Origin of the sequence: Thermoactinomyces sp. CICC 10522 (assembly GCF_016055075.1) — a bacterium.
Lineage (GTDB): Bacteria > Bacillota > Bacilli > Thermoactinomycetales > Thermoactinomycetaceae > Thermoactinomyces_A > Thermoactinomyces_A daqus.
On the sequence record NZ_JAECVY010000002.1, the window covers coordinates 328121 to 345851 of the forward strand.

Genomic DNA, 17731 nt, shown 5'->3' on the forward strand with positions numbered 1-17731 from the left:
AGTGAAGACCCAGGATCAGCGTTTTAACCAACCGAGCAGGGCAAATATTTTCATCTCTTTTTCCGCTTTCTCTCTAACCTCATCGGACCATCGTTTCTCCCACTCTTCCCAGTCCCCTTTTCCTTCCTGGATCTCCAATACCTCCTGCAGGGCTTTTTCCAACTGAAAGTTTTTGATCAACCTGCCCATAACCCGTCTCTCCTGTTCCTGTTACACCTATTCAGGATCATATGCGCCAGCGCATGGGAACATGACGGGATTAAAAAAGCAGGAGAAGGACATTCTTCCCCTCACGCCGCCTTATTTTTGCTCCAACTGTTTTTGGAAGAACGCAGTCAATCGGGCTCCGTTATCCTGCAAATCCTCTTCATCCACGGTGAAGTTAACCCTTCTACGATCATCGACCGCATGATTTTCTTCATCTTTTTGCTTATGTAATTCCAATGCCATTATGCCTCCTCCAAAGTTGACCAGCCGCACATCGGACAGGTAATCATATTGCGACGGCAGCGAAAAGACAAACTCCTGATGGAAGGGACAGCCGCGCACTTTGTCGCCGGCAAATTCAGTCGTATGTCCGACATAGCTCAGATCCAGATCGAGGCGCTTCAGCGATTCGATGGCCAAATTCAAAAAGGGATGCGCTTCCACTGCGATAACATCGCGATCTTTCGGGTCGATGGCATAATCGATGGCCAATTCGGTACGCAATAAAATTTTGTAGTTTGGCGTAGTGATTGGCACATTTTCGGCCAGTGCAAAAGCAAACGGGATGGATCTTTTTTCATATGGGGCAATCACGCCGATCGGATTGATTTTTTGCTCCTGCCAGATGAAAGGAAAATGCTGGTCACCCACAATATCGACCAACAGCTGCAGATTGATCTCCTTGATCTCTTGTTCGACATCGCCCCCTTCGATCTCGATCAGGCCTTCAATCTCCTCCTCCTGGCGAAAGGTGGTTTTGTCCAGAACGGCATTTACTTTGGCCGAGCCGATTTTCATGCTGGCTAATATCTCTTTAAACATTGGTTCACTCTCCTGGCATGTCATGAATCAATGTGATGAAACGCAGTAATCGGGAAAAGCAGGGGCAGCCGGTTTGCATCAGCAAGCCTTCAACCCACCCCTATTACAGAATGGGGGCAAAAGGAACAAGGATATGCAAAAATGAAAACAGGAATGTTTTTACAGATGCTGACCGCTGAAAATCGACGTTGCGCAGCCCGAACCGCAAATGATATGCGCGTCCTCCAACAATCCTTTGTTTTCAAACGGACGGCGCATCAATCCCGCGCCTCTTTTTGTTTTTGCCGGTTAAATTCCTCTGATTTTCCCTTGGGAATCGTCAAGCTGGCCCAATCCCGATCTTTCAGGGCTTTGGCGATAAAAACGATTTGCCCGATATGATAGGAATAGTGGTACATCTGACGCTCGATCGCCTGGATCACACTGTGTTTTTCACCACGAATGGTCACCGTTTTTGCCAGATCTTCTTCCGTCAGCGAAGTGAGTGCGTCAAAGACGGTTTCCCAGCCTTTGTCCCAATCAGCCATCATCGCTTCCAAGCTTTGATATCCATCCGTGAATTCCTCATCGCGGTTGCGCCATGGTTTTTCCCCATCCGTTCTTAAAAAATCCGTCCAGCGCGACAGCATATTTCCATGTAAATGCTTCACGATGACGGCAATGCTGTTGCTTTCCAACCCGATCTTTTTTTGGAGATCAGCGAAACTGCATTGCGCCATCGCACTTTCACCGGTTTGCTTCATTATGCGAAATTGCTTGATCACAACTGCAAGGTATTCGGTTGCCAATCCCATGTGCTTCCTCCTCGCCATCGGGTTGCCACTACGCAAAATGATATCATATCATTCAGAAAAAACAATCTCTTCCCTGACAAATATTCTTTTCTTATCTCAGACTCAATCCGGTCAACAGCATGCTTTCATACTAAAAAACCTCCCTCAAACCCGCAAGATCTGAGGGAGATCTTCCTCTGTCCGCTTTTTTTAGTCCGCATACTTGGCCAACTCGTCTTCATCCACTTCGATGTTGGCATAAACGTTTTGCACATCGTCATGGTCTTCCAGCGCTTCGATCAAGCCGATCACATCTTTGATCACTTCGCCGTGAAGCTCCACCTTATTGGAGGGGACGAATGTGACTTCAGCGGTGGAGAAGGTGAGATTTTCAGCTTCCAGAGCCTGTTTTACCTCTTCAAAGGATTCCGGGGAAGTGATAATTTCATAAGTTTGCGGATTCGCTTCAAAATCATCTGCCCCGCTCTCGATTGCCAACATCATGATCTCTTCTTCATCCAGATCCGTCGAGTCGCGTTCGATGACCAATATCCCCTTCCGTTCAAACATCCAGGCAACACAGCCCGATTCTCCCATATTTCCGCCGCGTTTGGAAAAAATATGGCGGATGTCGGCGGCCGTGCGGTTGCGATTGTCCGTCAACGCTTCGACCATAATCGCAGTACCGCCGGGGCCGTAGCCCTCGTAAGTGATTGCTTCAAAGTCCCGGCCTTCTCCTGCACCCGCAGCTTTTTTGATGGCCCGTTCAATGTTGTCGCTCGGCATGTTTTGTGCCCTCGCCTTGGCAATGGCCAAACGCAACTGATGATTGTTCGCGGGATCTTTATCCCCGGCGCGAGCAGCAACATAAATTTCCCGTGACAATTTGGCGAAAATCTTTCCACGAAGCGCATCCTGACGCCCTTTTCGGTGCTGGATATTTTTCCACTTGGAATGACCTGCCATTTTACCAAACGACTCTCCCTTCTGTCATAAGCCCCAATCGCGCAAATAGCGAAAATCCATTCCCACGGTCCGCGTACCTGTTTTCAAAATGATCGGCATGGTCCGTTTGTATTGATTGCGGATGATCCGTTTGCTCACCCGTTCAATAAAATCATCTTCAAAACCGAGCGCACGCAGCTGATCAAGCGTATAACGCTGATCAATCATGAAATAGAGCAACCGGTCGACATCGAAATAGCTGAATCCCAGTTCGCTTTCGTCAGTTTGGGCCTCCCACAGGTCAGCGCTCGGGGCTTTGGTAATAATTTGCTCGGGCACGTTCAGATACGCCGACAGTTGACGTACCTGCGTTTTATACAAATCGCCGATCGGGTTGATCGCAGAAGCAGTATCCCCGTATTGTGTTCCGTAGCCGAGCAAAATCTCCGTGCGGTTGCTCGTCCCAACAACCAGGGCATCGTACGCCGCCGACAAATCATACAGAATGGTCATGCGTTCACGTGCCATCTTGTTTCCGCGTCTCAACGGTGTCGCTTCGGGAAACTGCTCAAAATAGGCATCGATTTGCGGCGTGATATCAATCGTGATCGACTCCACCCCGGTTCCATCAATCGCCGCCTGAGCATCTTCGAGGCTGGCCGGGCTGCTCGTTTTGTACGGCATCCGCACCGCCACGACATTTTCCGGCCCGAACGCCTTCACAGCCAGATACAGAGACAGAGCTGAATCAATCCCGCCGGACAATCCGATAATCACCTTGTTAAAACCGGCTTTGTTCACCTCTTCGCGCAAAGCGGTCGTCAGGAGGGTCGTGGCCAGTTCTTCATTCAGCCGCAAATACGGCGCTTGTTCCAGCATTTCTTCGATCATCTGCATTACCATGTTCCCTCCCCTGTCCGTTTACGCTTGATCCGATTCAATTCGCGAATGGTGAGATCCAAATTTTCATCCCGCAGCAGCGGCATTTGGAATCGGGCCTTTTTCACTTTTTCCATGTCGATGTCAACCACAAGCAATTCTTCTTTGAACAAGCCTGCCTTCTTCTCGATTTTGCCGAACGGGTCGACGACGGCTGATCCGCCATAGAAGGTAATGCCATCTTCTGTCCCGACACGGTTGGCAAACAACAGGTAAGTGCCGCTGAGCAAGGCATAATTTTTCAGCAGGGAATACCATGATTCCTGCGCTCTCAATTCCGGCCCGGTCAGATCCTGTCCGGGTGAGTTTGACGGAACGATGATCAGATGGGCTCCATCCTGTGCCAGGAGATAAGGAGCGGACAGATGCCAGAAATCCTCGCAAATCAGCATGCCAAACTGGCCAAACCGCGTCGGGAAACTGCGGATCACCTGGCCTTGTCCAACGTAACGCCCTTCGTCAAACATTCCATATGTAGGCAGATATACCTTCCTATGCAAATAATGAAGATTCCCGGCGGTAAGATAGGCCGCCGAATTATAAAGAATATGCTCAGGGCTGTGTTCGATGAAACCGATGACGAGATCCATTTCGCCTGCTTCCTGGGCCAGCCTTTGGATTTCCGGGCTAAACGGATCCATCGCCATCTCATACGTCAAATCCAACAAGTTATATCCCGTTAAACTGAGCTCGGGAAAAATAAGAAGATCCACTTGTTCTTCACGGGCCCGGTGGATCATTTCCCTGTGCAATTCCACATTGATATCCACTCGGCCCAAGTGTGGTCTGATTTGTGCAAGTCCTACTCTCATGCTTTGGCCTCCTCAGGCAAGAACAAGGCTTAATAAAACCAATCTAAATCATACCATAAGCCCATACGGACTACCAATAGGCGATTCCTTTGCAAAACTCTTTCCACTTATCCCGGTGTTCTATTATTTTAACCAAATAAGGGAGGGAATGTTGAGTATAAAAATTACGTTTTTTTTCAGCCAAGCCCACTACTTCCCGAAAGAAATCATTCGGAAATTGAAACAGAGTTGCAATGATTTTTTTCTCAAGCCATGAGAGAGGACGCACGGATTCGTATGCATTCAAAAACATCTCGCCGCAATCTTCATTCCAGTCGTTTTCCGTTAACATCCGGGAGGCCATTTGCCAGACATCACCGGCTTGGCAATCATAATCTGCCGTCTCAAAATCAATGAGCCAGATGGTCCGGTCTTCTCCGATTAACCAGTTATGGCTTGCCAGATCACGATGAGCCAGACATCTTCTTTCATATTCCTGATAGCAAAATTCTTTTAACGGTAGCCGCTCCAACTTTTCCCAGCAACGCAATCCTTCCAGATAGAAATCTTTTCCGACTTTCACCAGCAGTTTTCCCAGATCCCCCTCCACCTTGTTGACGCGCCTCAGCACCTGATAAAAACGCGCGAGGCGTTCTGCCACGCGCTGATAAAGAAGAAAAGCCGCCTCTTTTCGGGGAGGCGTCCATAGTTCCCGTCCTGTCTGATGGAAAGCGGCGAGTATTTTAACCATGCTTTTTACATCTTCAAGCCGTGAATATTTCCCTGACTTTCCCTTAATAAAAGGAGTGAGCAGCCAATTTTGCCCATCAGAGCAAATTGGCAACATGGCCTGAAATCCCCGTTGCCTCAATTCATTGTCCACCCTGCACCACCACTGGAGGCGGCCTGTGTGCATACGCTTGGCAATCCAGTGCATCTGCGCCGTTTCTATATACCAATTCCTTCGATAAGGAGTAATATTACGTACCTCAGTATGTAATATCCGCTCCAATAACTCCCGCCGGGGTCGTTTCATTTTCTTCCCCTTCCCGTGTTACCCTTCGCTTGAAGAGCTTTCTTTTACTGGCCAGTTTGCTGAAACCGGACTGCTGAATGCCGGAGTTGCCTGCTCTTGCCCACCGTAGGGATCTGGCTGATAAGCCTCGGGACTGTAGTTTGACACAGACGGAAAATAGGGAACATGATAACCATATCCTGACCCATAGGGATAGGGAAAAGCGGAAACAAACGGTGTCGGCCCGTATACTGGCTGCGGCCAAAAATGGGATATATGATAAGGATAAGGGCTCACTGGCGGAACCGGGGTCTTGCGGTAACCCCCTTCATCAAAAAACGAAGATTCCGGTGAATCAAACGATGAAGAAAATCCCTGATAATAAAACGGCATTTCCGGAATATGCGGAGGTTTTGGCAAAAAATCCATCTGTTGCTTACGATCCTTTTCCGCTTTTATTGTTTTCCGTTTTTCTTCCTCAGCGGGGACATCCCCGATCTTCGTCTCCATTTCCTTATTTTTCGAAGAAGAGAGGAGAAATTTCCCTGTCGGCACCCGTATTTTCATGCCCGGTTCCAATTCATTTCCTTCAGTCAATTCCGGATTCACTTCGCGCAGCCGTTCAATCGGTGTGTTATACTTTTGAGCGAGTACCCAAAGCGTATCCCCGGGTCTTACAATATGAATCTTCATGAAACAACCCCCTTAACAAATGCTGATCATTATCATCCTATGCACAATTAAGCATTTTTTTGCCTTACAGAAATTTTTGTTTAAAAATTGCTTTAAAATAAGAAGGTACTCAAAAAATCCTGCTCAGATCAACTCGACGGAAAGAAGGATCGCTTATGGTAAAAAAATCGCTCTGGAACACAATCTATTTCCTGTCTGTCTGTTCCTTTCTGTTTTTGGCGCTGGGATGTGCCTGGGGCATCCGGGATATTCTTCAGCCGTCCGGTTCCGAAAGCGTGAAGGCCTCATCAAAGCCAAATGAAACTCTTCCCGTCCCGGCCGGCGGATTGCTGCTCGGGCTGGGCGATTCACTGACGCGGGGAATTGGCGACCCCGGCGGGCAGGGGTATTTTGGCATTGTCAAAACGCAATTAACCTTAAGGGAAAAGGAACCGATGAGCAGCGTAAACCTGGCTGTCAGCGGGCTGACGTCCGATGAGTTGCGCCGGCAGATCAAACAGCCGCACATACAAAATCTGCTCAAAAACGCGAAGTGGATTGTCATGACCATCGGAAGCAATGATTTGTTTCAAAGCAGCGGCAGTCTGAAAAAGATCGATGTGGCTGCCGCCGAGAAAAGCCGGCTTCAATATCAGCAAAACCTGACCGATATCCTGACGGAAATACGAACATGCAATCCCAAGGCAACGGTCTATCTGTTTGGCATCTACAATCCATTCGGCGACTTGCCGGAAGCAAACCTCGCTTCGCGTCTCGTGACTGCCTGGAACAACACAATTTCGCAAACAGCGGTGCAATTTGATCGCGTGATCGTCATCCCCACGTTTGACCTGTTCGCCATGGATCCGGGGAAATATTTGTACAGTGACCATTTCCATCCGAACCATCTGGGCTATGAGCGCATGGTGGAACGCTTGTGGCAAGTGATCCAAGACCCGCCGAAGGAGGAAACGACTGATGGCCAAACAAAATAAACCGGTGTTGTACGTCGAAGGTTTAAGCAAAACGATTCGCAGGAGAACAATTGTTCAGGATATCTCCTTTGAAGTAGGCGAAGGGGAGATTTTTGGTTTTCTCGGGCCCAACGGAGCGGGAAAAACGACGACGATCCGCATGTTGGTCGGACTGATCCGCCCCAGCAAAGGAAAGGTAAAAATCGGCGGCTATGATTTGCAAACCGACTTTTTAAAAGCGATTTCCCATGTGGGCTGTATTGTCGAAAACCCGGAATTATACCCGTACCTAACCGGAAGGGAAAATTTGGAATTGTTTGCCCGGATGGCCCGCATCGATCATGCCCGTATCCGTGAGGTGGTGGAACAAGTCGAACTGACGGAACGCATCGATGATCCTGTCAAAACCTATTCACTCGGCATGAGACAACGTCTCGGCATTGCGCAGGCATTGTTGGGAAAACCGAAACTCCTCATTCTTGATGAACCGACTAACGGCCTGGATCCGGCCGGAATTCGCGAATTGCGCGCCTTCATTCGCAAACTTGCCCGCAAGGATGGAATCAGTGTTTTTGTCTCCAGCCATATTTTACATGAGGTGCAGTTGATGTGCGACCGTGTGGCCATCATTCACCAGGGAAAGCTGGTTCAAACCGGCCCCATCGGCGAACTCGTCGGAGACCAATCCATGGTCGAATGGAAAATCGAACCGGCCGACCGCGGGCTGAAAGTGCTGCAATCCCTGCCTTATGTCACCCGATGGGAACAGCCGGATGACGGGCGAATTCTCGTTCATATGCCGGCTGAAAAAATAGCGGAAACCAATCGCTCCTTGGTTGATAAGCAGATTCTGGTCCATGAGATCCGCACACACCGCCCGACCCTTGAGGATATCTTTTTGCAAATGACAGGAGGAGTGGAAAGTGCAGCATCTGATCTATAACGAAATGATGAAGCTGATTCGCAAAAAGCGGATCTGGGTCATCGCCCTGATTTTGCTTATTTTGATTCCCATTTTTACATATGCCCAGTACCGGACGACAAAAGAGACCATGGAACGATTGGGCACTTCCGATTGGCATGCGCTTCTGACGCAACAAATCGTTGATGCGCAAAACCGCCTGTCATCCAATCAGATCCCGGATGAATGGAAAAAATATCTGAAATTGAACATTGAGCAGCAACAATACTATTTGGACCATGACATCAATCCGACCGCGCCGGGAGGACCGACCTTTATCCGCAAATTTGTGGAACAGGCGGTCGAACTCTTTTTGCCGCTGCTTGTCGTCATCCTGGCTGCGGATATTGTTTCATCCGAACATTCGGCTGGGACGATCAAGCTGTTGCTAACCCGGCCCGTGCCCCGTTTCAAAATCTTGCTCAGCAAATATATCGCCTTGTTGCTGGGAACTTCTTTCCTCATTCTTATGACGGCCGTTCTCGGTTATGTCATCTCTGGCGCGGTTTTCGGCTATGAAGGATGGACCATGCCGGTTTTAACAGGCTTTTCGCAAAACGGAAACAATCTGGTCACCACCCATGTCCATCTTTTGCCGCAATGGAAATATGACTTAATGGCTTACGGATTGGCCTGGTTTTCCTGCTGCGCGATCGGCACCATCTCATTTATGGTCTCCGTTTTGGTCAGGAGCACGGCTTCAAGCATGGGGATCATGCTGGCAGCCGTGATCTCGGGAGGCTTGCTCAGCCAGTTGGCCCCGTCCTGGGAAGCGCTGAAATACCTTGCCTTTACCAATCTGGGCTTAACCGATTATCTCTCAGGGCATCCGACCCTGGTCGAAGGAATGAGTCTTCCTTTCTCTCTCGCCGTTTTAAGCATATGGTCGCTTCTTTCCCTTCTGGTAGCCTTTGTCGTCTTTACCCGCCGCGACATCCTCGCTTGATGGTATTGAAATAAAAAGAGGCTGTATCGCCGGATTGGCAATACAGCCTCTTTTGGCTCATCTCACTTGAGCCTGATGCCCGCCGTAGGCATGAATTCCGTCCACCTTGACGACTTTGGCAAATTCCTCCATTAACTGTTTGGCAATAACCCCCGGTACTCCGGTTCCAATGGAACGTCCGTCAACTTCGACCACCGGAATCACTTCCGCTGCCGTTCCGGTGAGGAACACCTCATCAGCCACATAGACATCGTGGCGGGTAAAAGGCTGTTCTTTGACGACATACCCCAATTTTTCCGCCAGTTCCATGATCGCGTTGCGCGTCACTCCCTCCAGCGCACCGATATAGCAGGGAGGAGTATAAAGAACGCCTCGTTTCACGATAAAAACGTTGTCTCCCGAACCTTCAGCCACATACCCGTTCATTCCCAGCATCAACGCTTCGGCAACACCGGCCTTGTTGGCTTCTATACGAACAAGAATATTATTGAGATAATTTAAGGATTTGATTTTTGGATCGAGAGCATCCGGGATATTTCTCCGCGTCGGCACCGTGATCACGGAAATCCCCTTTTCATACATCTCACGAGCAAACAAGCGGACTTGATCAACAATGATGATCACATTCGGCGACTTACACTTGGAGGGATCAAGCCCGAGATCTCCGGGGCCACGGGAAACGACCAGACGAATGTAAGCATCGCGCAACCCATTTTTGCGAACCGCCTCGCAGACCAGATCCTCCATCTCTTCCCGGGTATACGGCAAATGGAGCAAAATCGATTTGGCAGAGTCGTACAGACGCTCGATATGTTCCTTCAATCTGAAAATATTTCCGTCATAAACGCGAATTCCTTCAAAAATACCGTCTCCATAAAGGAAGCCATGATCAAAAACGGAGACCACAGCTTCTTCTTTCCTCTTGTACTCCCCATTGATAAATACCCAGCGCTCGTCAGCCGTCATGTTGCCTTCCTCCTCGTTTTGGTGATTTTTGTTTACTCAATGACACGATGCAGCGGATATTCCCCAACATCAGAAATTAGAAAAAGCCTCCGACGGCACAGTTTGATCCCTTGCATCAGAACCTGCCGCTGGAGGCTTTTATCCCCACGGTGTACACCATATCCCGGTGCCGATACCGCTTGGTCCAGACTCCCTTGAATCAAATGGACGGAACCCTAGGTACCCTTCTGATAAGACTGAAAATTTCCTCTTAATAAATTTGTAAATCATTATATCCCCATGCTATAAAACTGTCAATCATTTTGTGCAAAATTTGATTTCGACGCTATTTTTTCATAACTTTTTTTATAAAAACAGGGGAAGGAACCCAGTATCCGCACTTGGCACCCCAACACTTCAATTTCAGAAATGGCCCCCTGCATCAACAGATGGTCAACAGGCAACTCAGCATCGATGATAAAATAATAATTTCCCAGCCCCGTCTTCGTCGGCCGTGATTCTATCCGGCACAAATTGATCTTGCGCCATGAAAAAGCGGCCAAAACCTGATACAACGCTCCCGGGTAATCTGAGGGAAGCGTAATCTGCAAACTCGTTTTGCAAAAATCGGCAGATTGACGGTTTTCCTTCTCTTTCCACCCGACTGCGAGGAAACGCGTAAAATTATTTTGATGATCCTGCATATTTTCCATCAGGATCGACAATCCGTTAAATTCCGCCGCTTTGGCCGGACCGACGGCCATCCATGGTTGATCAGGCTGTTCCTTTATGAGTCCGGCCGCTTTGGCCGTACTGTCGGTAAAGACAAATTCAGCCATGGGCGCTTTTTGCCGAAGCGTCCGTTGGCACTGCGCAATCGCTTGGGGATGGGACAAAATTTTTCTGAATTCCCGCAGCGGACGGTGCTTTTGCGACGGATGAACCATCAGGCATTGCGCAATCGGATAAACCAGTTCGGCAACGATCGGGACATCAATATAATGAATCAGCCAATCCAATGTTGAATTGACCGATCCTTCGATGGCATTCTCCACCGGAACGACGGCAAACTGAACTTCTCTGTCCGCAACTGCTTGCAAACAGTCGGGGATCGTGGAATACGGCTGCAAAACCGCGTGTTTCTCCGGAAATAACCACTCTGCAGCCGCATGGGTAAAGGTTCCAGCTGGTCCCAAATAGGCTACGACTTCTTTCATAACCCTGCTCCTTATATTTTTCCCAAGACTCTACTACGTTTTTGCTCTGCTGTCAACTGGACAAATGCCCCCGTTTGTGACGCTTTCAGGTCAGTGATGTCCGCCGGGATATTCATTTCCGAAAAAACGCTTTTAAAATATCTTGTCAAACGTTCCCCATCCCGGGCAAACGCAAGGATCGTCGGCCCCGCTCCGCTCAAAGCAGCTCCGTACGCACCGTTTTTAACCGCATTTTTCAGAATTTCCCACAATCCGGGAACCAGCGTTTCCCGATATGGCTGATGAAATAAATCCTGCATGGCAACTTGGAGCAAATCCCACCGTTTTTGCAACAGGGCGGCTACCAGCAGGTTGGCCCTGCTGCTGGATAAAACGGTCGTTTCCTTGTCATAAAAACTGGGTAAAACATGCCGGGCCAGTTTGGTGGAAAGAGGGCGTTTGGGTATGGCAACGACGATCGGCAGATTAGGCGCTTCGCTGGAAAGCAGGTGCGCCTTCCGCCCATCCCACGATCCGATCACCACCCCGCCAAAGATCGATGCCCCGACATTGTCCGGATGCCCTTCGTACTTTGTAGCCCGCTTAAGTATCTCCTCCCGGTCCCATCCAAACTGATACAAATGGTTAACCGCCATACAGGCTCCAACGATGGCGGCCGCGCTGCTGCCCAGTCCGCGGGCAAGCGGGATCTCATTTTCGATCTCCAGTTGAAATGGAATAAGAGAAAGTCCCATTTCAGCGCAAGCCTGCTTCATGACGGAAACAATCAGGTTATCCTGATCCAGTTCAATTCCGGCTCCATACGGCCCGCTGACGGAAAGGCTCAACTCCTTCGCCGGTGAAAAACGCAAGCGCAGATACCGGTTTAATGCCATACCGATCGAATCAAAACCGGGGCCCAAATTCGCCGTACTGCAAGGCACAACCACCTCAAACGGCGCAAACTCTCTCATACGGCCGAATCCATTTCCACATTGATCCATTCCAAAACCGCCTTCATTTCTCCGGGAATCACCTTGGGTTTCACTTCGGTGGCATGAAGCGCCGTTTGCGGATCTTTTAATCCGTTTCCCGTCAATACGCAGACGGCTTTGCTCCCCGGTTTGCATTTCCCAAGCTGCGCCATTTTGATCAGACCGGCTACCGAAGCGGCTGAAGCGGGTTCACAGAAAACCCCTTCCCACTCGGCTATTTTCCGGTAAGCCTCCAAAATTTGCTCATCAGTGACAAAGTCGATGCATCCTCCTGACTCATCCGCCGCCGCTTCCGCCTTTTTCCAACTGGCCGGATTGCCGATGCGAATGGCCGTCGCAATCGTTTCCGGTTCACTAATTGGTTCACCGCGGACGATGGCTGCGGCTCCTTCTGCCTCAAATCCCCACATTTTCGGCAGTTTGCGAGCCTTCCCCGCCTGAACATACTCCTTAAACCCTTTCCAGTACGCGGTGATGTTTCCGGCATTCCCCACCGGAATCGCCAGGATATCCGGTGCTTCGCCCAATTGTTCACAAATCTCGAAGGCGGCCGTCTTCTGCCCCTCAATCCGGTAGGGGTTTAAGGAATTGACCAGCGTAACCGGATACCGGTCCGCGATTTCCCTCACCATGGCCAGCGCCTGGTCAAAATTCCCTTCAATTGCCAATACTTCTGCTCCATAGATGACTGCTTGCGCCAATTTCCCCATCGCGATCCGCCCGTGGGGCACCACGACGTAACACTTCAAACCGAGCCTGGCCGCATAGGCTGCCGCTGATGCGGATGTATTGCCAGTCGAAGCACAGATGACTGCGGTGCTTCCTTCTTCCTTCGCTTTGGCGATGGCCATTACCATCCCGCGGTCTTTAAACGATCCGGTGGGATTGGCTCCTTCGTGTTTGAGATAGACGTTTACACCGATCTCAGCGGACAGCCTTTGTGCATGATAAAGCGGTGTTTCTCCCTCAAACAGGGTCAGATGCGGCGTATGCTCCGTTACGGGCAAATAGGCGCGATAGCGTTCCAAGATTCCTCTTCTCATTATTCCTCTCCTTTGCTGACTCTCTCTTCTCACTCACCTGTTCCTACGACAATAGCCCGTCTGACGCCCGGTAAATCAACGAGCCCCTGTAAGAGTTCATTGATCTCCATCCCTACCTGTGCCGTATCGACAGACATCGAAACATTGGCTTCCCCCTGCAGCGGGATCGTTTGGTGAATGGTTAACACACTGGCACTTGCTGATGCCAAAAAGCTTAAAACCCTGGACAGAATGCCGGCCCGATGCTCCAGGATCATGGAGATGGTCACAATTTTTTCCTTGACCATCGCATGGAACGGGAAAACACCATCCTTGTATTTGTAAAATGAGCTGCGGCTGATTCCCACTTTCTCCACAGCTTCTTGAACTTTGGATACTTTTCCTGTCTCCAGCAGCTTTTTCGCTTCCAGTGTTTTCTGGATCGCCTCAGGCAGCATATCGATTCGAACCAAAGCATAAGGATCTTGCGGCATTATATGTGTCCTCCAATAAAATACATATGTTTTCCCATTACGGACATTTTAACGTGGACTGGTACTGTTAGGCAAGACCCTTTGTAAAACTTTTTCTATGCGAGATCGCTGATCAACCTGGTGGCACAAGGACCTCCCGATTTTGTTCAGATATCTGTCTCATGATTGGGCCGGCAATTTTCATCGATCCGCTTCCATTCTTTTACAAAAAGGATTGTCTGCATTTGCTTATGGTATAATAAATGGCCGGAACGCCACACATACACCATCGAGATAAGGAGTTGGTATCGTGATTTCCGTTCTTTTTGTCTGTTTGGGAAATATCTGCCGTTCACCGATGGCTGAGGCGGTTTTCCGCCATTACGTCCGGGAGGAAGGCCTGGATGACCAGATTCGCGTCGACTCCGCAGGCACCGGCGACTGGCACACCGGTGAACCTCCGCATCACGGGACGCGAAAAAAACTGGATCAATACGGAATTTCCTATGAAGGCATACGAGCCCGGCAGGTGAAAAAAGAGGATTTTTCCAACTTTACATACATCATCGGGATGGATAACCGCAACGTTGAAAACTTGCACAAGCTTTCCGGCAATTCCGGGGACAACGTGTATCGTTTTGTCGACTTCATTCCGAACACGACCTACACTGAAGTGCCCGATCCATGGTATACCGGTAATTTCGATGAAACGTATGAGCTGGTATCGGCCGGATGCCGCCATTTACTTGACAAAATCAAGCGTGAACATCACCTGGAATAAAAAAAGCAAGCGGAGCTCCAATTTCATTTGGGAGCCGCTTGCTTTTTTCTTGCTCAGTAATCCGCACCATCGCTTAATTCAAATTCCATCTCTCCGATGCGAATCGTATCCCCTTCTTTGGCACCACGCGCTCTCAACGCATCTTCAATCCCCATTTTGCGGATCGTGCGCGCAAAGCGAAGCACACTGTCATGGTATTGGAAGTTGGTGCGCTGAACCAATTTTTCCACCCGCTCTCCTTCCACGACATAAACTTCATTTTCGCGGCGGATGGTGAAGGCGGGTTCCTCTTCGGTACTGCGATACACTTTTCGTTCCACAGGCGCTTCCGACACCGGCCGGGCAGACTCTTCCTGTTCCACCTGATCCAGCAACCGGCTGACGGCAAACAACAGTTCCTTTACTCCTTGTCCCGTCGCAGCCGAGATCGGGTAAACCGGCACATCGCCGATTTTTTCTCTGAACCGTTCAAGATGCTCCTCCGCCTCCGGGAGATCCATTTTGTTGGCAGCGACAATCTGCGGGCGATTGATCAAGTCCGCGCGATACTGTCTGATTTCCTCATTGATTTTCAAATAATCCTCATAAGGGTCGCGCCCTTCCGAACCAGCCATGTCAATCACGTGAACAATCACTTTGGTTCGTTCAACGTGACGCAAAAATTGATGCCCCAAGCCGACACCTTCATGTGCCCCTTCAATCAGGCCTGGCAGATCGGCCATGACAAAACTGCGCTCTCCCACCTGAACCATGCCGAGGTTGGGAACCAATGTGGTAAAATGATAAGCCCCGATTTTGGGCTTTGCCGCAGAAACGACCGATAACAGCGTCGATTTCCCCACGCTCGGGTAACCCACCAACCCGACATCAGCCAACAGTTTCAGTTCAAGCTCAACCCAGCGTTCCTGGCCGGGATCTCCGTTTTCCGCGATTTCCGGTGCCGGATTGGCCGGTGTGGCAAAACGGATATTGCCCCGCCCTCCGCGTCCTCCTTTGGCGATCACCGCTCTTTGTCCATCTGTCGTCAGGTCAGCAATCCATTCTCCTGTTTCCGCATCTTTTACAACCGTTCCGGGCGGCACTTTCACGACAAGATCTTCCGCCGATGCACCGTGTTGGGATTTGGAACGCCCGTTCTCCCCGCGTTTTGCTTTGAAGTGACGTTGAAAGCGAAAATCCATCAGGGTACGCAAACCCTCATCCACTTCAAAAATGACATCGCCGCCAGCGCCGCCGTCTCCACCCGCGGGGCCCCCGTACGGCACGTATTTCTCGCGCCGAAAGGCAACCATCCCGTTGCCGCCGTCTCCGCCTTTTACATAAACTTTTACTTTATCCACAAACATGTCCCAGTCACCTTCCTACTCTTGCCGGCTCAAACAACACGCGACCTCCATCCCGTTTCGTCCGGACAGGGTCTCCATTTTCGCTTGCCACCGTTGCAGTTTATTCTTTAAGGTCTTTTCATCCGTTTCCGCAATTCGAAAAGGGAGTTCATCAAGCTGCCAGTTGATTTTCACATGGACCCAAGGGTCATTTTGAACCAGAGAGATCTGAAGTTTTCCGTATCCTTTTTCCGCTTCCCCTTTTGCTTCGAGGAACTGAAACAGCGTCTCCAGAAGTTGAAACAACTTTTTCTCGGCGGCAACTTCCGAAAACCGAATAGCCTTGGGCACATTCCACTCGATTTCCCAGTCTTTAAACCGGTCGTCAAGAATGAGAAGTGATGCGGAAAGCGGAGCATACCTGGACTCAGACAGGTTTCGCTCATGACCCGCCCGTTCCACCAGTTTTTGCATGTACGCTTTGAGGCGGTCTTCCTTTTTCATCATCAAATATCCCATTAAAACTTGGATATGATTCATCCAATCATGCCGCTTGATGCTGGAAATTCGTCTGATCCGTTCCGCTGCGGCGATGGACTCCATCCGGTTTCTCAGCAGATGGGCACAGGCGATGCCGAATCCCAGGGAAAGCAAGGAACCGAGAAAAAAAAGGATTGTGCCTGTCCGACCAAACGGTTGGACGAGCCAGCCCACAAGCAAAACAATCGTGGGAACAAAGGGTAACACCCATTGAAAACCGCTCCGCCTCACCTTGATCTCCCCTATCTTTTGTATGTATGTCAGACCTTATTTTACAGTATTTTTCCACAAAAGAAAAACCCCGGCCGTTTGGCCGGGGTTTCTTCAGCCTAATTCACTCAGGCTTGTGCTGCTGCAGCTTCTTGTGCAGCTACAGGGTAAATGCTTACGCGTTTTTTGTTGCGTCCCATACGCTCAAAACGAACAATACCGTCTGCTTTTGCAAACAAGGTGTCGTCTCCTCCACGACCAACATTTACACCCGGGTAAATTTTGGTTCCGCGCTGGCGAACCAAGATGTTTCCAGCCAAGACGAATTGACCGTCTCCGCGTTTAACGCCCAGACGTTTGGAGATGCTGTCACGGCCGTTTTTCGTGGAACCTACACCTTTTTTCGATGCGAAATATTGCAGATTGAGTTTCAACATGGTTTCCACCTCTTTTCATTCATTATTGAATCCGTTCTTTCATTTTAACATAGGAAGGAAATTCATCAGCCACATTTTTCAGGGAAACGACCATGGCTTCCATGAGCAGGCGAACCTGTTCCCGCTTTGCAGGATCAGACAATTCCCCCGGGAAACGGCAATCCAGCTTTCCTTCCCTGTCATCATCGGCATGCACCTTGCAGCCGAACATCTTTTCAATGGCATTAACCAATCCGATGGAAATGCCGGAAACTGCGGCACAAACAATATCCGTACCGTGCTCGCTGTAATTGGCGTGCCCCGTGATCAGAACGCGCTCCACCTGCTCCCGGTCGTTTCGCTCCACCAAAATGCGAATCATTATGCTTCGATGCTTTCGATTACAACCTTGGTGAATGGCTGACGATGACCTTTTTTGCGTTTATAATTCTTTTTCGGTTTATATTTAAACACGGTAATTTTTTTGCCTTTTCCGTGCTTAACTACTTTACCGATTACTTTGGCGCCTTCTACAACCGGAGCACCAACTTTGGTTTCATCATCTTTGTTTACGAGCAATACTTGGTCGAAGGTAACTGTGTCACCTTCTTGTGCGTTTAATTTTTCGATGAAAAGAACGCTGTCTTTTTCTACGCGGTACTGTTTGCCGCCTGTTTGAATAATAGCGTACATGAACTTTAATCCTCCTCTTAAAGGACTCGCCATGAACAGGAGAGACTGAAGTCTCTTGCAGATCCTGTCACGAGCGGTATCGACAACAAG

At 49.5% G+C, this 17731-nt stretch carries 22 protein-coding genes; 4 read left to right on the top strand and 18 right to left on the bottom strand.

Going from position 1 to position 17731, the window contains the following annotated elements; translation table 11 throughout:
- Positions 1 to 15 precede the first annotated feature (15 nt).
- The 8 genes from I8U18_RS05100 to I8U18_RS05135 form a co-directional block, all read right to left on the bottom strand.
- Positions 16 to 189: a hypothetical protein gene (locus I8U18_RS05100; protein ID WP_160173775.1), complete on the bottom strand. Its 174-nt coding sequence runs from the start codon at positions 187 to 189 to the stop codon at positions 16 to 18.
- 111 nt (positions 190 to 300) lie between these two features.
- The gene (locus I8U18_RS05105; RefSeq protein ID WP_033099200.1) at positions 301 to 1029 is read right to left on the bottom strand and encodes a sporulation protein; all 729 of its coding nucleotides are present in this window, start codon (positions 1027 to 1029) and stop codon (positions 301 to 303) included.
- A 257-nt stretch (positions 1030 to 1286) separates the two neighbouring features.
- Positions 1287 to 1823 (bottom strand): DUF1572 family protein, encoded by a 537-nt coding sequence (locus I8U18_RS05110; protein WP_033099201.1) that lies wholly within the window; start codon positions 1821 to 1823, stop codon positions 1287 to 1289.
- Between the two features lie 189 nt (positions 1824 to 2012).
- On the bottom strand, positions 2013 to 2768 hold the full coding sequence (locus I8U18_RS05115) for a YebC/PmpR family DNA-binding transcriptional regulator (RefSeq protein ID WP_033099202.1): 756 nt from the start codon (positions 2766 to 2768) through the stop codon (positions 2013 to 2015).
- Between the two features lie 24 nt (positions 2769 to 2792).
- Positions 2793 to 3644 carry an NAD+ synthase gene (locus I8U18_RS05120; RefSeq protein WP_081943630.1) on the bottom strand — a complete coding sequence of 284 codons (852 nt, stop codon included), beginning with the start codon at positions 3642 to 3644 and terminating at the stop codon, positions 2793 to 2795.
- Positions 3644 to 4498: a nitrilase-related carbon-nitrogen hydrolase gene (locus I8U18_RS05125; RefSeq protein ID WP_198055016.1), complete on the bottom strand. Its 855-nt coding sequence runs from the start codon at positions 4496 to 4498 to the stop codon at positions 3644 to 3646. Before I8U18_RS05125 ends, I8U18_RS05120 begins: the two co-directional genes overlap by 1 nt.
- Positions 4499 to 4568: 70 nt before the next feature.
- Complete coding sequence (locus I8U18_RS05130; protein ID WP_198055017.1) at positions 4569 to 5513, bottom strand: phosphotransferase; 945 nt, start codon at positions 5511 to 5513, stop codon at positions 4569 to 4571.
- 18 nt (positions 5514 to 5531) lie between these two features.
- Complete coding sequence (locus I8U18_RS05135) at positions 5532 to 6185, bottom strand: LysM peptidoglycan-binding domain-containing protein (RefSeq protein WP_033099205.1); 654 nt, start codon at positions 6183 to 6185, stop codon at positions 5532 to 5534.
- 155 nt (positions 6186 to 6340) lie between these two features.
- Between I8U18_RS05135 and I8U18_RS05140 the strand changes: the two genes are divergently transcribed.
- The 3 genes from I8U18_RS05140 to I8U18_RS05150 are packed head-to-tail and all read left to right on the top strand — an operon-like array spanning position 6341 to position 9045.
- On the top strand, positions 6341 to 7159 hold the full coding sequence (locus I8U18_RS05140; RefSeq protein ID WP_198064529.1) for a GDSL-type esterase/lipase family protein: 819 nt from the start codon (positions 6341 to 6343) through the stop codon (positions 7157 to 7159).
- Positions 7143 to 8081 carry an ABC transporter ATP-binding protein gene (locus I8U18_RS05145; protein ID WP_033099206.1) on the top strand — a complete coding sequence of 313 codons (939 nt, stop codon included), beginning with the start codon at positions 7143 to 7145 and terminating at the stop codon, positions 8079 to 8081. The genes I8U18_RS05140 and I8U18_RS05145 overlap by 17 nt, the downstream gene beginning before the upstream one ends.
- On the top strand, positions 8062 to 9045 hold the full coding sequence (locus I8U18_RS05150) for an ABC transporter permease (protein ID WP_198055019.1): 984 nt from the start codon (positions 8062 to 8064) through the stop codon (positions 9043 to 9045). The genes I8U18_RS05145 and I8U18_RS05150 overlap by 20 nt, the downstream gene beginning before the upstream one ends.
- 57 nt (positions 9046 to 9102) lie before the next feature.
- Here the strand turns inward: I8U18_RS05150 and ilvE are convergent, their stop codons facing one another.
- From ilvE to I8U18_RS05175, 5 genes are all read right to left on the bottom strand, one after another.
- Complete coding sequence (ilvE, locus tag I8U18_RS05155) at positions 9103 to 10011, bottom strand: branched-chain-amino-acid transaminase (protein ID WP_033099208.1); 909 nt, start codon at positions 10009 to 10011, stop codon at positions 9103 to 9105.
- A 293-nt stretch (positions 10012 to 10304) separates the two neighbouring features.
- Positions 10305 to 11207, bottom strand: a complete 903-nt coding sequence (gene pheA, locus I8U18_RS05160) for a prephenate dehydratase (protein ID WP_198064530.1) — start codon at positions 11205 to 11207, stop codon at positions 10305 to 10307.
- A gap of 11 nt (positions 11208 to 11218) precedes the next feature.
- Positions 11219 to 12190 carry a homoserine kinase gene (gene thrB / locus I8U18_RS05165; protein WP_198064531.1) on the bottom strand — a complete coding sequence of 324 codons (972 nt, stop codon included), beginning with the start codon at positions 12188 to 12190 and terminating at the stop codon, positions 11219 to 11221.
- Positions 12157 to 13224: a threonine synthase gene (thrC, locus tag I8U18_RS05170; RefSeq protein WP_033099210.1), complete on the bottom strand. Its 1068-nt coding sequence runs from the start codon at positions 13222 to 13224 to the stop codon at positions 12157 to 12159. The genes thrB and thrC overlap by 34 nt, the downstream gene beginning before the upstream one ends.
- Positions 13225 to 13253: 29 nt before the next feature.
- Positions 13254 to 13697, bottom strand: a complete 444-nt coding sequence (locus I8U18_RS05175; protein WP_198055021.1) for an ACT domain-containing protein — start codon at positions 13695 to 13697, stop codon at positions 13254 to 13256.
- Positions 13698 to 13986: 289 nt separating this feature from the next.
- Here I8U18_RS05175 and I8U18_RS05180 point away from each other — a divergent pair, with 289 nt between their 5' ends.
- Complete coding sequence (locus tag I8U18_RS05180) at positions 13987 to 14457, top strand: low molecular weight protein-tyrosine-phosphatase (RefSeq protein ID WP_033099212.1); 471 nt, start codon at positions 13987 to 13989, stop codon at positions 14455 to 14457.
- Between the two features lie 53 nt (positions 14458 to 14510).
- Here the strand turns inward: I8U18_RS05180 and obgE are convergent, their stop codons facing one another.
- From obgE to rplU, 5 genes are all read right to left on the bottom strand, one after another.
- Complete coding sequence (gene obgE, locus I8U18_RS05185) at positions 14511 to 15803, bottom strand: GTPase ObgE (RefSeq protein WP_198055023.1); 1293 nt, start codon at positions 15801 to 15803, stop codon at positions 14511 to 14513.
- 15 nt (positions 15804 to 15818) lie between these two features.
- Positions 15819 to 16553 carry a Spo0B domain-containing protein gene (locus I8U18_RS05190; protein WP_198055024.1) on the bottom strand — a complete coding sequence of 245 codons (735 nt, stop codon included), beginning with the start codon at positions 16551 to 16553 and terminating at the stop codon, positions 15819 to 15821.
- Positions 16554 to 16660: 107 nt separating this feature from the next.
- Positions 16661 to 16969 (bottom strand): 50S ribosomal protein L27, encoded by a 309-nt coding sequence (gene rpmA / locus I8U18_RS05195; RefSeq protein ID WP_033099215.1) that lies wholly within the window; start codon positions 16967 to 16969, stop codon positions 16661 to 16663.
- A gap of 22 nt (positions 16970 to 16991) precedes the next feature.
- Positions 16992 to 17330 carry a ribosomal-processing cysteine protease Prp gene (locus I8U18_RS05200; RefSeq protein ID WP_033099216.1) on the bottom strand — a complete coding sequence of 113 codons (339 nt, stop codon included), beginning with the start codon at positions 17328 to 17330 and terminating at the stop codon, positions 16992 to 16994.
- A complete protein-coding gene (rplU, locus tag I8U18_RS05205) occupies positions 17330 to 17641 on the bottom strand; it encodes a 50S ribosomal protein L21 (protein ID WP_033099217.1) in 312 nt (103 codons plus the stop codon). Before rplU ends, I8U18_RS05200 begins: the two co-directional genes overlap by 1 nt.
- Positions 17642 to 17731 lie beyond the last annotated feature (90 nt).

Bases quoted from the DNA above. Each gene is read 5' to 3' on its own strand.
- I8U18_RS05100 (WP_160173775.1), bottom strand. From the start codon at position 189: ATGGGCAGGTTGATCAAAAACTTTCAGTTGGAAAAAGCCCTGCAGGAG.
- I8U18_RS05105 (WP_033099200.1), bottom strand. From the start codon at position 1,029: ATGTTTAAAGAGATATTAGCCAGCATGAAAATCGGCTCGGCCAAAGTA.
- I8U18_RS05110 (WP_033099201.1), bottom strand. From the start codon at position 1,823: ATGGGATTGGCAACCGAATACCTTGCAGTTGTGATCAAGCAATTTCGC.
- I8U18_RS05115 (WP_033099202.1), bottom strand. From the start codon at position 2,768: ATGGCAGGTCATTCCAAGTGGAAAAATATCCAGCACCGAAAAGGGCGT.
- I8U18_RS05120 (WP_081943630.1), bottom strand. From the start codon at position 3,644: ATGCAGATGATCGAAGAAATGCTGGAACAAGCGCCGTATTTGCGGCTG.
- I8U18_RS05125 (WP_198055016.1), bottom strand. From the start codon at position 4,498: ATGAGAGTAGGACTTGCACAAATCAGACCACACTTGGGCCGAGTGGAT.
- I8U18_RS05130 (WP_198055017.1), bottom strand. From the start codon at position 5,513: ATGAAACGACCCCGGCGGGAGTTATTGGAGCGGATATTACATACTGAG.
- I8U18_RS05135 (WP_033099205.1), bottom strand. From the start codon at position 6,185: ATGAAGATTCATATTGTAAGACCCGGGGATACGCTTTGGGTACTCGCT.
- I8U18_RS05140 (WP_198064529.1), top strand. From the start codon at position 6,341: ATGGTAAAAAAATCGCTCTGGAACACAATCTATTTCCTGTCTGTCTGT.
- I8U18_RS05145 (WP_033099206.1), top strand. From the start codon at position 7,143: ATGGCCAAACAAAATAAACCGGTGTTGTACGTCGAAGGTTTAAGCAAA.
- ilvE (WP_033099208.1), bottom strand. From the start codon at position 10,011: ATGACGGCTGACGAGCGCTGGGTATTTATCAATGGGGAGTACAAGAGG.
- pheA (WP_198064530.1), bottom strand. From the start codon at position 11,207: ATGAAAGAAGTCGTAGCCTATTTGGGACCAGCTGGAACCTTTACCCAT.
- thrB (WP_198064531.1), bottom strand. From the start codon at position 12,190: ATGGATCAATGTGGAAATGGATTCGGCCGTATGAGAGAGTTTGCGCCG.
- thrC (WP_033099210.1), bottom strand. From the start codon at position 13,224: ATGAGAAGAGGAATCTTGGAACGCTATCGCGCCTATTTGCCCGTAACG.
- I8U18_RS05175 (WP_198055021.1), bottom strand. From the start codon at position 13,697: ATGCCGCAAGATCCTTATGCTTTGGTTCGAATCGATATGCTGCCTGAG.
- obgE (WP_198055023.1), bottom strand. From the start codon at position 15,803: ATGTTTGTGGATAAAGTAAAAGTTTATGTAAAAGGCGGAGACGGCGGC.
- rpmA (WP_033099215.1), bottom strand. From the start codon at position 16,969: ATGTTGAAACTCAATCTGCAATATTTCGCATCGAAAAAAGGTGTAGGT.
- I8U18_RS05200 (WP_033099216.1), bottom strand. From the start codon at position 17,330: ATGATTCGCATTTTGGTGGAGCGAAACGACCGGGAGCAGGTGGAGCGC.
- rplU (WP_033099217.1), bottom strand. From the start codon at position 17,641: ATGTACGCTATTATTCAAACAGGCGGCAAACAGTACCGCGTAGAAAAA.